We start from the raw sequence: 15,878 nt of genomic DNA on the forward strand, positions 1-15,878 counted from the left end.
GACCTGTTCACCGCTCCAGCCCTTCGCTGCACTAGGTCACGTTGCAGACACCCTGCGTTTGGTCGTGATGCTGGAGGGCTCATGGAGACCGGCGAGATGGCTGACGCCGAGAGCGCGGCACTGTCCGTGTGGTTCTCCGCGGCTACGCCGTGCCCGGCTACATCGACGGGCCTGTGGCGGACGAATCCGCACCTCCCGCGACGACTTGAGTGCGGCGTCACCTTCGACATCGTGCTGGCGGACCGGCATCTGATCGAGGCGGCCTATCGGCTCCTTGCCGAGTACGAACAGCCTCTCGGGCCCGCTGTGGCGTTCACCAGCCTTCGCTCTGCCGCCGTGCTCGTGCCGTGCGGCACGAGCGAGAGCTGGAGCAGTTTGATGGCGGCCTCCCAGTGGCCGGGCAGACTTCCCCGGCCGGCCTGCCTCGGCAAGCGCCACGCCATTCTTGTACCCGCCCCGGCCCCACGATCGGGAGCCGGAGTAGCACGGTGGCTTGTCCCACCCGATGACGAGCAGGTGATCGGCGGGACGCCGCTGCTGACGAGCCCTGCTCCCCTCGCCCGCTGCCTTGCCGAGGCTCTTGCCCTTCATCTCCCTTTGGAACGATCGCCTCTGAGCCGTGCCATGACAGCGGTCAGGTCCGTGCTGCCATCATCCAGGAGGCCGTGATGGCGACGGCACTCACGCACATGCTGCGCGCGGCTCCATTCGGGCAAGTGACTGGGAAGCAGGACGGCTCAGGGGCGCTCGTCTGCTCGCTTCCAGTAGTTCCGAAGCATGTCAGTGGGCCATTCCGGCTGGTGCACGGGTCCGCGGGGCAGCATTTCCTGGAAGACCGGCGCCAGGTCGATGACGGGAGTCCCAGCGTCCGCGTCCAGGTCCGCAACGTGCAGATCCCGTCCCTCGACTCGCAGCAGTCGCGGGTAGGAGGTGCCGATTCGGGCCGGCCTCCTGTGATTGCGGTGGACGAGGCCTCCGGTGGCCGGCCAGTCCGGATTCCCGCGGGGGCTCCGCGGCTCAAGCTCAATGTCGTTGTCCGACCCCAGGCTGAAGTGCCAGACGACCTCCAGGTGGCTGAACTCATCGATGCCCTGGAGGGCACTCTCCGGGATGCTCGGCACGAGACGGATGATCGACTCGACTCCGCCTTTGTAGTCGTCAAGACGGCCGGTCTGGCCTCCTACGACCGTGGCGATCACCGGCAGCTGGATGTGCTGGTCGAACACGCTTCACCTCTCGTGGGTCTTCTCCCGCGGCGCCGAGAGATGGGCTCTCTGCGCCGGGTTTCCTTACCGTACGGGTTACTTGTCCGCGAGGACCGCTCGGGCTCGCGCGTCGAGGTCTGCGGCTGGCCCACCGCCTCGGCGGAGGACGGGACTCAGTGCTCGGCGCATCTGCACCACGGTCTCCCGTGCCCGCCCGGACTGGACGCCGGTCATCGTGTCGAGCGCTTGGTGCCACGTCGCGCAGGCCGCATCGAGTTGCCCCTGCCGGACCTGAACCTCACCCAGGTATCCCAAGGTCACGGAGTGAGTCCTCTTGAACTGCCTCCGACGGGTGCGAACACTGCGCTTGAACTCGCGTTCGGCGCCCTTCAGGTCGCCCAGATCCCGCAGCGCGGCTGCGGTTTCATGGGCGAGACTTGCCTCTCCGAAAAACCACACCCGGGCGGGCTCGTCGCCGGTGTCGCTGGCGCGGCCCAGGTCGGACTCCGCGCGGTTGAGCGCCACCGCGGCCCGCTTCTTGTCGCCGGCGGCGGCAAGCCCTCGAGCGTGGACGACACCCAGCAGGGCTTTCTCCCGCCAGCAGGCTTCGGTGTAACGGCGGCCGGAGAGGGATCCCTCGGCCAGGCGTACGGCTTCCGCCGGCTGGTGCAGGTCCACAGCCTGGTGGGCCATGGCCCGCAGTACGTGCCCGGCGAGCGGCGCGTCGCCGGCCTCCTCGGCCAACTGCGTTGCGAGGGTCAGCCACCGCAGCGCGATGGGGTGCTCCCCGGCGTCGAAACTCGTCCAGCCCGCGAGGTAGGCCAGTTCGGCAGCGGCCGACGTCATGTCCAAGCGCAGATTGTCGGACGGGAATCGTGCGGCCAGGAGTTCGGCAACGTCGGTGCGCAGGTAAGCGACCAGGGCGGCGCGTCCCACACCGCGGCCGCCGCGCTGCTGGTCCCGCTGAGACAAGAAGGCCGTCATCTCGCGCACGCTTGCGACGTCCTCGGCCATGACCGTGTGCTGCGACAGCGGCTTGCGAGTGCGGGCGCGATCGGCGGCCTCCTGCCACCAGGTCTCGGAGGGCAGGGCCAGGCCGGCGACCGAGTAGGCCGACTGTGCCAGCACCTGGCGCCGAGCTATGTCCATGTCCGTGCTCCCGAGGGTCGCCAGCGTCGCGAGGGTGTCGACGCTCCACGCCGGCGCCTGCGGGTCGGCGGCGTCGTCCGGTGCCAGCCCAATGTCGGTCAGCGTGATGGTGCGACCGAGGCCGCGGGAGAGCGTCTCGGCCAAGATATGCGCTGCTCGGCCCTCCGGGATGGCGCCGCCGATCCAGCGAGCGATGCGGGACTGGTCGTAGCGCAGAAGTTCAGTTGCACCGTTCTCCGCGGCAACAGCCCGGAAGCGAGCGGCCAGTTGCCGCTGCGACACGCCCCATTCCTGGATGACGGCTTCCAGCCGGGTGTTGCGTGTGCGCCCCATGGGTGTGCGCCCCCGTCCCCGAAACGATCTTGCATCACGTGCATCGCTTTGCCGAGCCTGCCTGCATTCCCACCGGCCCCGGCACGCGGTTGTCTCGTGAAGACGATATTCCTCCAACCCGCAGGCGGCGTACCGGAATCGGCCACGTCATGCCCACGATCTCGGACGGTGACCGGAATTGGCCCCAGCGGGGCCGGGAAAGGCAGCTGATGAACGTGCAGTACCCGATGGGCGGCCTTCGTGGGGCGCGCACCATTTCGGTGGTGCGCGGCGGCCGGAAAGCGATCGCCCCTCCGTCCGAAAGCGACAGCACCCCGACCTGCCGGACCCGTGACTTCCAGATGGCCACAGAGATCCCAGCCCAGGCGGAGGCCGTCGCCGGAGCGCGTCATCAGCTCGGCACGCTGCTCGAGCGCTCCGGACTGTCCGAATGCGCTGACACAGTCATGCTCGTCGCCCAGGAACTGATGGTGAACGCCATGGTCCACGGGTGCGGAAACAAGCCGGCGCTCCGATTCGCCGTACGGGCCACGCATGGGCACGGATGTCTGCGGGTGGAGGTGGAGGACCCCTCGATCGAGCAGCCTCATCCGCGGCCGCCGTCCGCGGATGAGGAGGGCGGCCGCGGGCTGCACCTGGTCGATTCCCTGGTCACCCGATGGGGAACAGACAGCTCCGCACCGGGGCCTGGCAAGACAGTCTGGTTCGAGCTGGACCTGGCTTCCAAGGAGGCCGCGTCGTGAGTCTCCTCCGCCTCGGCCGTCGCCCGGCCTCCTCCCCCTCCGTCACCCCCCGGTCGGTGATCGCCGCTGCGGAGGAGACGTTGTCGATGGTGTTGTCGGACGGCGCACCGACTCCCGAGACCGACCAAGACGTCCACGACTTGATGCTGCGGCTACGGGGTCACCTCATGCAGCTGGGGGCGATGGCGCCCGACCGATCCCGTGCTGTGGCCGAGGTGATGAAGATGGCTCGACAGCGTGAGGCCGAAGTGCCGGACAGCTGCGCCCGGGCCCTGATGCCCCTGGCGAAGTTCGCGACGGCCGTGCGCACGGTGCTCTGGACCCTTCGAGCAGAAGGGGCGTTATGTGAGCACTCGCCCCCGTGCCCGCCAGCGAGCGCAGCCGATCACCTGGCGGCAAGCGTCTTGGTCGGGCACCCCGAGGCCGGCTGGAGCGTGCTGTGCAACGGCGTGATCCTTTTCGAGGACACGGGATACCTCCTGCCAACAGGCGGCGCTGTCGGCCCGCGACGGCCTCAACCAGGTGGGGCGGTGACGACATGACCCCGTCGCCCCCGTCCCCCGTCCAGCAGCTGGACGTACGGATTCTCCCCGCGACGGCTGCCTGCGACTACGAGTTCTGGGAGGCCAGACTCATCAGCCCCCATCTTCTGCGTGATGCGGTAGCCGTGGCGCTGCACCGCCTCCCGCTACTGGCAGTCCCGGTCGGCGCGGACCGCCGCAGTGGTCACATGGACATGCTCGACCCGGGCTTCGCCCAATTGCTCGCGCACGTTCTGCGGGGACGTCCCGGATTCGAGCGGCCTGTCGCCTCCGGCCGGCTCGTGCGTTGGGGCGATCCGATGCCGGACAACCTCGCCCCGGACGCACACCGCCGATTCCAGGGCCTGCGTGAGCAGCCCAGGCGCCCGGCTTCCATACGGCCCCCCGCCGGACACGGGGGGCACGACTTGGGTCTTCCCCCGCCCAAGTCGCCGCCCGGAAGACAGCCCACTCCTCCCCGGGCCGTCGTCCAGGCCGGCGCCGCGCCCACCCCCTGACGCTCGCGGCGCCCCGTCCCGTTCTGGTGCCGCACCGGCCCCCCTACGGCGCGGCACCAAAACACCCCTCACTCACTGGAGCCACCCTCATGACCTTAGGTAGTGACTTTCCGTGGAACATCGCTCTCAGCGAGCGCCCGCCTGCCGTGGTTCCGTCGGATGCTGGCGTGGTGCGCGTGGGCCTAGCGCTCGGGCTGCGCGCGATCGACGCCCTGGTCGCTGACGGCTCGGATGTCGGGCCGGTGAAGTACTGCCTGCTCCACCACAGGCTCCTGGTGCCGGTGGAACCCGGCTCAGTCCACCGGTGGAGGGCCGCGCACTCCGACTGCGTCCCCGCACCCAGGTCGTGGGGCTGTGACGCCAGCGGCTACCGCGGGTGTTCGGGCCTATGGGTTACCCGCCCCGGAACACCCGTGATCGAAGCCACCGCAGCCGAGGCGCTGCACGATGCACTTAGCCGGACCCGCGCCGGCCTGCGTTCAGCCCTCAGCGCGCCCTACCCGCGTCACCGGCAGGTGTGCCGTGCCTAAGCCTGTGTCGAGGAGCAAGCGTTCGTCGGCCTGGCGTCCCAGCCGTGGTCAGCTGCGCATCCTCACCTTCACCCTCGCGATGGCCACCGTCATCTGTGCCGCATCCGTCCCGAGGCAGTGATGGCTCCCACCGGATTGGCGCGCTGATCGTGACGGCCATGGGCGCCCTGGCGCACTTCGATTTCAGGCGAACCGCTCGGCGAACCCCGCCCACGCCCGGAGACCGCCCGCCGTCCCCGCCACATGCCCCCTCCTGACCTGCCCGAACACTCCACGCAAGGACCACTCCGCCATGCTTCACGCTGCTCCGTCGCCACCGGCCGAGGCTCCGCAGCCTCCTGCCCGGATCGTGATGGGCCTCTACCTGCGGTACCTGCGCGAGACGAAGGGCATCACGCTGGAGGCCGCGGCCCACGCCGTCAGGATGTCCACATCAGCCGTCAGCCGGTGGGAGCGGGCCCAGTCCCCTATACGGCCGGACGTGCTGCGCACGCTCCTACGGCTGTACGGCGTTGCGGGCGATCACACGGACTTCCTGGTGAGCAGCCTGCCGCCGCGGGCCTACACCCGCAGCGTGCGCGAGGAACGGGGCTACGTCCGGCGTGCCCCGCACGACTGCTGGGCGGATGTGGTCCGTGATGAGGCGACGGCCCGCTACATCGCCGTGATGCGGACGGCGAGCGAGGTCACCCAGTTCTGCATGATGGCCCCGGCGGGTCTGCGAACCCAGGAATACGCGCGGGCGGTTCTTGCCCCGGAGGTGTGTGCCACCCCCGATGAGCCCGTGTTGGGACTTCCGTCGTGGGTTCACCGCGTCCCGTGGGTAGCCGACCAGCGGCGGACCGTGCTCCTGGACGAGACCGTGCTCACCAGGGGAAGCCGCCAGTCAGCGGTGATCGCCGAGCAGCTTCGGCATCTGGCTGGCCTCGTGAGCCGGGAGGAGCCCGGCCGCGGCCTGGCTGTCCGCATCCTGCCGATGAACCCGGTCCTGTTCATGCACACAGTCGGCCCGGTCGCCGAGGTGACCGTCCATGGGCACCGCATGGTGGCTGGCGTCGGCCTCTTCCCCAGCTACGAGACCGGCTCCCGTGTCGCCCACCTTGTCAGCGCCGGCCTGCGGGAAGCCGTGGACGCCGCTTGGACCCGCGAACAGACCCGCGAGGAGCTCGCCTGCGCGGCTGAGGCCATGGAGCGGAGGGCCGCCTCATGAACGTCGCCCCCAACGGGCCCGTGACCACCGCCTCCTGGCGTCGCCCCGCTCCCTTGCACGAACGCTTCGACAAATCCCACGCCTACGCCATCCTCGCCTCGCCTGGAGACCGCACTTCATGACCACCGCGACGCCGATCCCCCACGCACCGTCTGTGCGCCGTCCGCGCATCGAGGACTACGCCCTCATCGGAGACATGCAGACCGCTGCCCTGGTCTGCCGGGACGGCAGTGTCGACTGGCTGTGCCTGCCGCGCTTCGACTCGGCCGCCGTCTTCGCCGGCCTACTCGGCACCGACGAGCACGGGTTCTGGCGGATAGCCCCCACCGTTCCTGCGGGCGAGCCCGCCGCGCACGCGAACCGCCGCCGCTACCGCGGGCAGACGCTGATTCTCGAGTCCGAGTGGGACACCGCGACCGGCACGGTCCGCGTGCTCGACCTGATGCCGCCGCGTCACGAGCACGGTCCGCAGCTAATCCGGATCGTGGAGGGTGTCTCCGGCACGCTGGAGATGACGTCGACACTGAGCCCACGTGTCGGCTACGGCCGGCGCACGCCGTGGATCTACGACACGGACGGGCGGACGGCCGCGGTGTCCGGACCCGACGCGCTCTGGCTCGACACGTCCGTGCCGGGAACGGAGAAGGATGGTGCGGTCCACCACCGCTTCACCGTCACGGCGGGCGTGTGGGTGGCCTTCACCCTGAGCTGGCAACCGTCCCACGCTCCCGCGCCCGAGGTTCCCGATGCCGAGGCGGCGCTCACGCAGACAAGCGCATTCTGGGAAGCCTGGGCCGGGCAGCTGGTCTACGACGGCCCGCACCGCGAGCCGGTGATCCGGTCTCTGATCACGCTGAAGGCGCTCACGTACGCCCCCACCGGGGGAATCGTCGCTGCCCCGACGACCTCCCTGCCCGAAGAACTCGGCGGGGAGCGCAACTTCGACTACCGCTACGTGTGGCTGCGGGACGCCGCGGTCACGCTGTCCGCGCTGCTGCGGACCGGATGCCGCGACGAGGCGATCGCGTGGCGGCGGTGGCTGCTGCGCACGCTCGGCGGCGATCCGGAGAACCTGCAGATCATGTACCGCCTTGACGGGCGCCGCGACATGCCCGAGCGGGAGCTGCACTGGCTGTCCGGATACGAAGGCTCGAGCCCGGTCCGTGTCGGCAACGGCGCAGTAGACCAGCTGCAGTTAGACGTGCCCGGTGAGGTCATCGAGACGCTGGCTCTGGCGCACGAGCACGGCGTAGCCCGGTGCGAGAACACCGAGAGCTTGATCATGAAGCTCGTCGACTTCGTCCGACGGCACTGGCGCAAGCCGGACGACGGGATCTGGGAGGTCCGCGGCGGCCGACGGCACTTCACGCACTCCAAGATCATGTGCTGGGTGGCGATCGACCGCGCGGTCCGCCTCGCCGACCAGGGAGTACTCGACGCCGACCTGGCCGAGCTAGTGAGCCTGCGTGAGGAGATCCACGCCGAGGTGTGCGCGCGCGCCTTCGACTCGCAGCGCAATACGTTCACTCAGTCGTACGGCTCCAAGGAACTGGACGCCTCGCTCCTGCTGCTGCCCCACACCGGGTTCCTGCCGGCCGACGACCCGCGGGTGGTCGGCACGGTCGACGCCGTCCGCAGGGAACTCGCCTCCGACGGCGTCCTGGTCCACCGCTACCGCACGGACGGCCGGCATGTGGGCATGGACGGATTCTCGGGCGACGAGGGCGCGTTCCTTCTGTGCTCGTTCTGGCTGGTCGACGCGCTCGCCCTCACCGGCCGACCGGATGAGGCCGAGGCACTGTTCGAGCAGCTGTTGTCGCTGCGCAGCGACGTGGGCCTGCTCGCCGAGGAGTACGACCCTGTCGCGAATCGGCAGTTGGGCAACTTCCCTCAGGCGTACTCGATGCTCGGGCTCACCAACAGCGCCGTCCTGCTGGCCGAGATCCGCAAGACGGCGGCCGCGCCGGTGATCGCCGCGTGAGCACACCGAAGAGCGTCGCCGGTCCGGGCTCCTGGTCGTCTTGGCCCGGTCAGCTCACAGGCCGCACGCCAGTTCTCCAGCCGCGTCTCTGCGCCGCCGCGCGCCGCCCACAGCCGACCCCGACGTGTGAGGAATCCCCATGCTCGATCCGCAGGTGACTACGGCCATATTCGGTGTCGGCTTCGCCGCCACGTCAGCCGGTCTCTTCGCGCAGACCCGCGCCAAGCGTCTTCTGGCTTCGCGCTGCGCGGGGCTGGAGAAGCAGCACGAATCCGACGGCACGCGAATTGCCGCGCTGGAGACGGAGGTTCGTTACTTCGCCGAGGTGACGATGCCCGCTCTGGTGGACGTTGTGGCGCGCGGGCACCGCGGTGTGCCGGTCCCCGGGCTCAGCCAGGAGCAGCTCGCCGGCACCGTCGTCGACCACGCGCACCAGGCCGTGAGACGGCTGCTGCAGGAGGCTGTGGCCGTCACGCGCGAGCAGATCGGACGCGCGGCCAGGTCTTCGGTGCGCGACATGATCGACGAGGCGCAGACCGGTCTACACCGCTGCCAGATGCGTGTCGTTGAGGAGATGGAGCGCCATCCCGACGGCACGGCGTACCACCAGAGCCTGATGAACTTCGATCACCTGGTCACCCAGTCGCTGCACACGCTGCAGCGCATGCGGATCCTGACCGGATCGTGGCCGGGGCTGCAGCGCGCGGACTGCACGGTTCGCGAGGTTGTGGAGTCGGCTCGCGGGCGGATCAGCGACTACCTGCGGGTCAGCTACACGTACGAGCCTCGCACCGGGGAGACCTGGCTGGAGGGGCGGGTCGTCGAGCCGGTCACCGTCGCGCTCACGGAGCTGCTGTCCAACGCCACGGCGTTTTCCGACGGCAAGGTGTTCGTCGAAGTGCAAGCGTTCCAGACCGGGTACTGCATCGTCGTCGACGACGGCGGCCTGAGCATGAACCGCTTCCAGCGAGAGGAAGCGAGCCGGGTGCTGGGGCAGCGCGAGGTCCTGGACGTCACCACCGTGCAGGACACCGGCCAGCTCGGATTTGCGGTCATCGGCCGTCTCACCAGCGAGTACGGCTTCTCTGCGGACGTCACCAGCACCTCCCCGTACGGCGGTGTGCGGGCGGTACTGCGAATCCCGCTGGAGCTGTGCGGGCACGGCCCGACCGACGAGGAGATCGAGGCCAACCGCCATGCGGCCGCGTCCCTTGCCAGGCACACATCCCTTCCCACGGGGGCTGCGGCGGCCGCAGGAGCGACAGATGCAACTCCCCTGGAGCCGACGGCTCCTGGAGGTCTGCCCCAGCGGCGGCGGCGCTCGCCGGTTGCCACCGCGCCGACCCGGGCCAGCGAGCCCGCACCGGCGGACGACCCGGATGCGTTCTCCGCCAGCCTTGCCCAGCTCGGGCGGACCATCCACGACACCGAGAACACCCCTGAAGGAGATCAACTCCATGACTGAGCAGCAGCAGCCGACCGCCGACACCCACGACATGACCTGGGTGCTCAACCGTCTCGCCGGCTCGAAGGGCGTTGAGCACGCCGTCCTGTTCACCAGCGACGGCCTAGTGCTGGCGCACTCCGAGGGACTGCACCGCGACGTGGCCGACCGGACCGCCGCCAGCTCCTCCAGCCTGTTCTCGCTGGGCCGCGGCGTCGGCGAGTTCGCGCCCACGCCCGACGACACGATCCCCCGCAAGATCATCATCGATCTTCCCGGAGCGTGCGTCCTCGTCTTCGCGGCCGGCCACAACTCGGTGCTCGCCGTCTCGGTCGGTGCGGAGATGACCGACGCCGAGGTGGCGGTCGCGTCCGCTGAGACGATCAAGGCCATCAAGGGCCTGGCCCCCGCGCTGTCCGCGCGCGCGAGGGCCCGGACCTCGTGACGCCCCGCGGCCGCCGGCGCGCCGGGATGGTACGGCCCTACACCCCCACCGGGGGCAGGGCCGTACCCACCCGTCGCACCCTGGACGTGGCCACGCTGCTGATCGCCGATCCGAACAAGCCGCTGGCCGGACTGGACGCTCACTCCCACCGCCTGATGCAGCACTGCCTGCCCGGCGTGCTGTCGCTGGCCGAGGTGAGCGCCGATCTGCAGTTGCCGGCCGCCGTGACGAAGGTCTTGGTCGCCTCCCTCGTCGACAGTGGCCACCTCCTCAGCCGCAGCCCTGTCCCCGCCGCTCAGCAGACCGACCGTCATCTGCTGGAGAGGATTCTCGATGCGCTTGAAAAGCTCTGAGGGCCACTACCTGGCGCCTGGGGTCAACCAGTCCGTGAAGGTGGTCGTGCTCGGGCCGTTCGCTGTCGGTAAGACCACCCTCGTCGGCGCCGTGTCCGAGATCCGTCCCGCCTCGACCGAAGAGCGCATGACGAAAGCTGGCGAGGCGGTTGACACCTTGCGCGGCCTGTCGGACAAGACCACCACCACCGTTGCGCTTGACTTCGGCCGGCTCACCCTGACCGACGACATCGTGCTCTACCTGTTCGGCGGCCCCGGCCAGCCCCGGTTCAGCTTCATGGTCGACGAGCTGATGCAGGGCGCACTGGGTGGCGTGGTCCTGGTCGACACCGCACGGATCACCGAGTCCTGGGACGCCATGGGACGCATGGAGGAAGCCGGCCTGCCCTACGTGGTCGCCGTCAACACCTTCGACAACTCCCCACGCTACGGCGAAGCCGAACTGCGACGCGCCCTGGACCTCACCCCTTCCACGCCCCTGGTCGAGTGCGACGTCCGGCACAGGGAGTCGGCAAAGAGGCCGCTGATCGCGCTCATCTCTCACCTGCTGTCCCGCCCCAGCCTGGAGCCCGTCTCATGACCACGCCGCCCCCGCTCGCCACCAGCGGCTGCCCCATGCTGCACGGCGCCGCATTCGCCGCCCACCCAAGCGCCGTCTACGATCAGCTGCGCGCCCAAGGCCCGGCCGGATGGGCCGAGATCGCCCCCGGCGTGCACGCCCTGGTCGTCACCGACCACCGGGCCGCCGTCACACTTCTCAACGACACCGCCGTCTACTCCAAGGACTCGCGGCTGTGGGCTGCCCTGGCACAGGGGCAGGTCCCCCCGGACAGTCCGGTGCTCGGCATGATGGCCTGGCGGCCCTCCGTCCTCTACACCGATGGTGACGAGCACGCCCGCCTGCGCTGGGCCATGGACGACTGCATCGCCCGGATCAGCCCCCACCGGCTCAGGGAGATCACCCGGCGCAGCGCGCTGACGCTGATAGCCCGGGTCATCGCCCGCGGTCAGGCCGACCTGATGGCCGATTTCGCCGACATGGTGCCCATGCTCGTCTTCGCCGATCTCCTTGGCTGCCCGCCCGAGAAGACCGATCAGATGGTGCGCGCGTGCCAGGACCTCATCAGCGCTGGCCCCGAAGCCGCGCAGGGCGCCGCGGACTTCGCGGGACTGCTTTTCGAACTCATCCAGCTGCGCCGGGCGCGGCCCGGCCAGGACCTCACCTCCTGGATGATCAACCATGGTGCGGCGCTCAGCGACGACGAGGCGCTCAACCAGCTGTTCTGCGTCACCGGCGCCGGCCTCATCCCTGCCGCTGCCGCCACCGCCTGGACTCTGCACCTGCTGCTGCGGGACGACGAGTACGCCGGCAGCCTCGCGGCCGGCACGCTGACCGTGCGCCGGGCCCTGAGCAAAGCGCTGTGGGAGCGCGCGCCCATGGCAAACTTCTCCGTCCATTTCGCCCGATATGACACCTACCTCCACGGTGTTCCTGTACCGGGCGGTGTCCCGGTCCTGATCTCCCACGCCGCTGCGAACACCGACCCCGCACTGCCGAGCGGCCTCAGCTACGACAGCCAGGCGCACCTCGCCTGGTCGGCCGGGCCGCACCGCTGCCCCGCGATCTCCCAGGCCACCACGATCGTGCAGACCGCCGTCGAGACGATCCTCGACCAGCTGTGGGACATGACGCTGACCGATGAGAGCGCCAAACCTCTGCTGCGGCACGGCCCCTTCCACCAGTGCCCGCAGACGATGCCCGTCACCTTCCGTCCCAAGTCCGCCGACCGCATCCCCGCCACTGCTATTGCAGGAGGAACCTCGTGACCAGCAGCACCTCCCCTACCGCGGCCGTCACCCTCGACAGCAGCGGCGGCCGCGCCCTGTTCGCCCAAGCCGAGATGCTCCGTGCCGCCGGGCCCGCCGTCCGCGTCCGTCTGCCTGGCGCCGTGAGTGCCTGGGCCGTCACCCGCGGCGCCGTCGCCAAGGTGCTCCTCACCCACGACGACGTGTCCAAGGACGCCCGCAAGTCCTGGCCCTCCCACACCCCCGGCTCCATACCGTGGCTGTACCCGTGGGTGGACGTCGTGTCGATGTTCACCTCCGACGGCGCCGACCACCAGCGGCTGCGTCGGCTGGTCGATCGCGCGTTCACGCCCGCCCGGATCGAGGCCATGCGCCCCGCCATCCACGCGATCGTCACCGACCTCCTCGACCACCTGGAGACGCTCGCCTCCACTGGCCCCGTCGACCTGCGCGAGCACTTCTCCTACCCCATCCCGACCCGGGTGATCTGCGACCTCTTCGGCGTACCCGCCGAGCAGCGGCCTGAGATGCTCCGCGTGATCGACTCCGTGCTCGCTACGGACGTCACCCCCAAGGAAGCCGAGGCCATAAAGCGCGATCTCGGCCGGGCCATGCAGACCCTGATCGACACCAAGCGCAGCCACCCGGGCGAGGACATGACCAGCCTGCTGCTGGCCACCCATGAAGAGGACGGCGACCGCCTCAGCCACACCGAGCTCGTCTCCACCCTCATCCTGATGATCGGCGCCGGCAGCGAGACCGCCGTCGCGCTCATCAACGCCGCCGTCCGTGAACTCCTCGCCCACCCCGACCAGCTCGCCACCGTGCTGGCCGACCCGGCGCGCTGGAGCGACGTCATCGACGAAGCCCTCCGTCTGCACCCGCCAATCATGTACATGCCCTTGCGCTACGCCACGGCGGACATCGACCTGGGCGACGACGTCGTCATCCGCCAGGGCGACGCGATCATCATCGGCTTCGGCGCCCACGGCCTCGACCCGGACATCCACCAGAACCCCGAAGCCTTCCGCATCGACCGGGACGACAAGCAGCACCTGGCCTTCGGCTACGGCATCCACTACTGCTTGGGCGCCCGCCTCGCCAAGCTCGAAGCCGAAGAGGCCCTCCCCGCCCTGTTCCAGCGCTTCCCCCAGCTCGCTCTGATCGGCGACGTCAACGACCTCGAGCCGCAGCGGTCCTTCATCGGCACCGACGTCACCGCGCTCCCCGTCGCACTGCACCCCACGCCGTAACAGCACCGGGCGTGCCGGGGATCCCTCCTCCCCAGCGCGCGCCGACCGCCTTCGACCACCCGCCCACCCTCCCTCTGGCCCAGGACCGACCATGACCACCACCGACACCTCGCCCTCGCCCGCCCTCCTCACACGCGACCAGCAGCGCGTCGCCGCACGCCTCGTCTACGGCGGCTCCAACCAACTGATAGCCCGCCAGGTCCACTTGGCCGTGTTCACGGTGGCGAGCCACCTCGCCGCTGCCCGCCGCAAGCTCGATCGCCCGGGCTCCTCGCGCGCCGTCCTCACCCACGCCCTGCTCACGGCCCGGGAAGTGCCGCCGCCATCCGCCGGGCCTGCGCCGGAGTTCACCGAGCACGACCGGAAGGTCATCCGGGCCGTCGCCGAGCACACCCTCAACGCCGCCATCGGCGAGGCGATCGGGGTGCGCGCTGACGACGTGCGGGCGGAGATCGACGCGGTCGCCGCCAAGGCGGGCGCGTGCAACGAGGTTCACCTCGTCGGTCTGGGCCACGCCTGGGGAATCCTCGGGGAATCCGCACCGTCCGGCGCCGTCAGCGGGCCCGCGCTCGCCGCGTCCACGGCGGGAGCGGCGTGATGGGCGCCGTCGACACCCCGGTGTACGCGATGCTTCCGGTCCGCACCGGCGCAGCGAGAGCCGAGGCTGCAGCGCTCGCTCAGGAGGCCACGCGCCGGCTCGCCGACCAGGGCATCGACCATCCCGCCGGCCCGCTGGTCGCCCTCATCCAGTCGCAGGCCATCGTCACCGGCCTCTACGACGACGAGGAGCTCGTGGGGTGCCTCGTTGTGCACGTCGGCGAGAATCTGCCGCACTGGAGCCGCGCGTACCCGGGCCCTGGGGTCCGGGTATCCCTGGTTCCGCCGGTGCCGGGACACGATGACCAGGCGGCGCGGCTGCTGGCGCTGTGGCTTGCCGACCACGCGGCACAGCACGGCCTGGAGTGGGTCTGGTGGGAGATCCCGGCTGCCTCCCAGACGCGCCCGACGCTGCTGGTCTTGCTGCGTGACCTCGGGTGGGAGGATCTGCCGGCTGTCCGGCGCGCCGACGGCGAACGCGTCACACCCCTGCGGCTGCGGGCCGAGCTGCGCCCCGCGCCCACCGTGGCGATCTCCGCCTCCGCCGACGCATTTCCCTTGCCGACGGTGAGGGCCCGATGAGCCCCCAGGTAGCCACCCTGTCTGCCTCCGGCGATCCGCTGTCGCGCCGGCGGCCGCCTGACGACGTCCGTACGCTCACGCCGCGGGCTCGCGGCCAGCGCCCTGCACTGGCGCCGCTGTGGCGCCCGGCAGGGTCTCAGGCGCTCGCCGCGCAGAGGGCCGCGATCAACCAGGCCGCACTGCGGCACGCGGAGGGGCCGCCGCACGTGGTCCTGTATGCCCTCACCCGTGCAGACCTGGACCCGCCCGACGACCTGGACCCGCCCGACGACCTCGCCGCCGCCCAGGGACACGCCGCCCGGCACTCCTTCACCGTCGCCGACCAGATCGTCGACACGCTCGACGGCCACGGGGACTGCGACGACCCCACCCTGCGGCGCGGCTACGCCCGTGCGCTGCGCCTCCTCGCCGACCCGGCCTCGCCCGTCCGCGGCGTCGTCGCCGTCAGCCGCACTTCGGTATCTCCCATCGACCGGATCTACGAGGCCCAGCTGCATTGGATTGCCGCTCGGTCAGGCGGGCTGTGGCTGGTGCGCGCCGAGACCGACATCTGACCAGCCGGACCAATCGAGAGGCAGACGCATCACGATGACTACGCCCGGCAGCCCGCCCAACTGGCCCGCCATCGGCCGCGACCTGACCACGCGGGCCGAGATCGCCAGGGAGTCGTGGCGCACGCCCGCCCACCACCGGTCCGCCACGCCTGCGGACGTGTTCGCGGCGGCCCGGAAGGCAGACGCCGACAACGCCCTCTTCCTAGGGGAGATCGTGGTCCGGTACGGCTGGCCAGGGCGGTCCCAGGTCGGTGAGAACGGATGCCAGGCCGCAGTGGCCATTGCTGTTCACGCCGATCAGGACCGCCAGCTTCAGAGCCGGTTCCTCGCCGCCTTGCACGAGGCGGCGCAGCAAGGCGAGGCGACGCCTGCCCAGTGGGCCCACTTGCAGGACCGGATGCTCGTCAACAGCGGGCAGGCGCAGCTGTACGGAACCCAGCATTGGTACCGCCCCGACGGGCTCCTCGAACCGCACCCGATCACCGATCCCGCCCAGCTCGACGCCCGCCGGGCCGACGCGGGCCTGCCGCCGTATACCGAACAGGCCCGCCGTCTGCGTGAGCGGCACGGGCCAATCGCATCCTTATCCGCCCCCGCTGCGGTGGGGCCCGCTCCTGCACCCGACGCACGCGCGGCGTGACCGCGCCACCATCC

At 70.3% G+C, this 15,878-nt stretch carries 17 protein-coding genes; 15 read left to right on the top strand and 2 right to left on the bottom strand.

The window, feature by feature from the left end; all coding sequences use genetic code 11:
* Positions 1-737: 737 nt before the first annotated feature.
* Both ACH41F_RS34635 and ACH41F_RS34640 read right to left on the bottom strand, forming a co-directional pair.
* Complete coding sequence (locus ACH41F_RS34635; protein WP_391238043.1) at positions 738-1,226, bottom strand: TrmO family methyltransferase; 489 nt, start codon at positions 1,224-1,226, stop codon at positions 738-740.
* Positions 1,227-1,301: 75 nt separating this feature from the next.
* On the bottom strand, positions 1,302-2,687 hold the full coding sequence (locus tag ACH41F_RS34640) for a Tat pathway signal protein (protein ID WP_391238040.1): 1,386 nt from the start codon (positions 2,685-2,687) through the stop codon (positions 1,302-1,304).
* A 209-nt stretch (positions 2,688-2,896) separates the two neighbouring features.
* On the opposite strand from ACH41F_RS34640, the gene ACH41F_RS34645 reads away from it, so the two are divergent.
* From ACH41F_RS34645 to ACH41F_RS34715, 15 genes are all read left to right on the top strand, one after another.
* Positions 2,897-3,430, top strand: coding sequence for an ATP-binding protein (locus ACH41F_RS34645; protein WP_363005140.1), 534 nt, complete (start codon positions 2,897-2,899; stop codon positions 3,428-3,430).
* The gene (locus tag ACH41F_RS34650) at positions 3,427-3,972 is read left to right on the top strand and encodes a DUF5999 family protein (protein ID WP_391238036.1); all 546 of its coding nucleotides are present in this window, start codon (positions 3,427-3,429) and stop codon (positions 3,970-3,972) included. Before ACH41F_RS34645 ends, ACH41F_RS34650 begins: the two co-directional genes overlap by 4 nt.
* Positions 3,969-4,469: a DUF6302 family protein gene (locus ACH41F_RS34655; RefSeq protein WP_391238033.1), complete on the top strand. Its 501-nt coding sequence runs from the start codon at positions 3,969-3,971 to the stop codon at positions 4,467-4,469. Before ACH41F_RS34650 ends, ACH41F_RS34655 begins: the two co-directional genes overlap by 4 nt.
* A gap of 822 nt (positions 4,470-5,291) precedes the next feature.
* Positions 5,292-6,209 (top strand): Scr1 family TA system antitoxin-like transcriptional regulator, encoded by a 918-nt coding sequence (locus ACH41F_RS34660; protein ID WP_391238030.1) that lies wholly within the window; start codon positions 5,292-5,294, stop codon positions 6,207-6,209.
* Between the two features lie 118 nt (positions 6,210-6,327).
* Positions 6,328-8,190 carry a glycoside hydrolase family 15 protein gene (locus ACH41F_RS34665; protein WP_391238027.1) on the top strand — a complete coding sequence of 621 codons (1,863 nt, stop codon included), beginning with the start codon at positions 6,328-6,330 and terminating at the stop codon, positions 8,188-8,190.
* Positions 8,191-8,329: 139 nt separating this feature from the next.
* Complete coding sequence (locus ACH41F_RS34670; RefSeq protein ID WP_391238024.1) at positions 8,330-9,655, top strand: histidine kinase; 1,326 nt, start codon at positions 8,330-8,332, stop codon at positions 9,653-9,655.
* A complete protein-coding gene (locus ACH41F_RS34675) occupies positions 9,648-10,079 on the top strand; it encodes a roadblock/LC7 domain-containing protein (RefSeq protein ID WP_024126765.1) in 432 nt (143 codons plus the stop codon). Before ACH41F_RS34670 ends, ACH41F_RS34675 begins: the two co-directional genes overlap by 8 nt.
* A gap of 26 nt (positions 10,080-10,105) precedes the next feature.
* On the top strand, positions 10,106-10,432 hold the full coding sequence (locus ACH41F_RS34680; RefSeq protein ID WP_024126766.1) for a DUF742 domain-containing protein: 327 nt from the start codon (positions 10,106-10,108) through the stop codon (positions 10,430-10,432).
* Positions 10,413-11,012 carry an ATP/GTP-binding protein gene (locus ACH41F_RS34685; protein WP_363005126.1) on the top strand — a complete coding sequence of 200 codons (600 nt, stop codon included), beginning with the start codon at positions 10,413-10,415 and terminating at the stop codon, positions 11,010-11,012. Before ACH41F_RS34680 ends, ACH41F_RS34685 begins: the two co-directional genes overlap by 20 nt.
* Positions 11,009-12,259 (top strand): cytochrome P450, encoded by a 1,251-nt coding sequence (locus ACH41F_RS34690; protein ID WP_391238021.1) that lies wholly within the window; start codon positions 11,009-11,011, stop codon positions 12,257-12,259. Before ACH41F_RS34685 ends, ACH41F_RS34690 begins: the two co-directional genes overlap by 4 nt.
* Positions 12,256-13,491: a cytochrome P450 gene (locus ACH41F_RS34695; protein WP_363005122.1), complete on the top strand. Its 1,236-nt coding sequence runs from the start codon at positions 12,256-12,258 to the stop codon at positions 13,489-13,491. Before ACH41F_RS34690 ends, ACH41F_RS34695 begins: the two co-directional genes overlap by 4 nt.
* Before the next feature lie 91 nt (positions 13,492-13,582).
* Positions 13,583-14,089 (top strand): LuxR C-terminal-related transcriptional regulator, encoded by a 507-nt coding sequence (locus ACH41F_RS34700; protein WP_053761321.1) that lies wholly within the window; start codon positions 13,583-13,585, stop codon positions 14,087-14,089.
* Positions 14,089-14,670: a hypothetical protein gene (locus ACH41F_RS34705; RefSeq protein ID WP_391238016.1), complete on the top strand. Its 582-nt coding sequence runs from the start codon at positions 14,089-14,091 to the stop codon at positions 14,668-14,670. Before ACH41F_RS34700 ends, ACH41F_RS34705 begins: the two co-directional genes overlap by 1 nt.
* Positions 14,667-15,224: a hypothetical protein gene (locus ACH41F_RS34710; RefSeq protein WP_391238013.1), complete on the top strand. Its 558-nt coding sequence runs from the start codon at positions 14,667-14,669 to the stop codon at positions 15,222-15,224. The genes ACH41F_RS34705 and ACH41F_RS34710 overlap by 4 nt, the downstream gene beginning before the upstream one ends.
* A gap of 34 nt (positions 15,225-15,258) precedes the next feature.
* The gene (locus tag ACH41F_RS34715; protein ID WP_331724580.1) at positions 15,259-15,864 is read left to right on the top strand and encodes a DUF6624 domain-containing protein; all 606 of its coding nucleotides are present in this window, start codon (positions 15,259-15,261) and stop codon (positions 15,862-15,864) included.
* The last annotated feature ends 14 nt before the right edge of the window (positions 15,865-15,878 follow it).

The organism is Streptomyces sp. NPDC020489, assembly GCF_044386545.1.
In the GTDB taxonomy this organism is placed as follows: Bacteria; Actinomycetota; Actinomycetes; order Streptomycetales; family Streptomycetaceae; genus Streptomyces.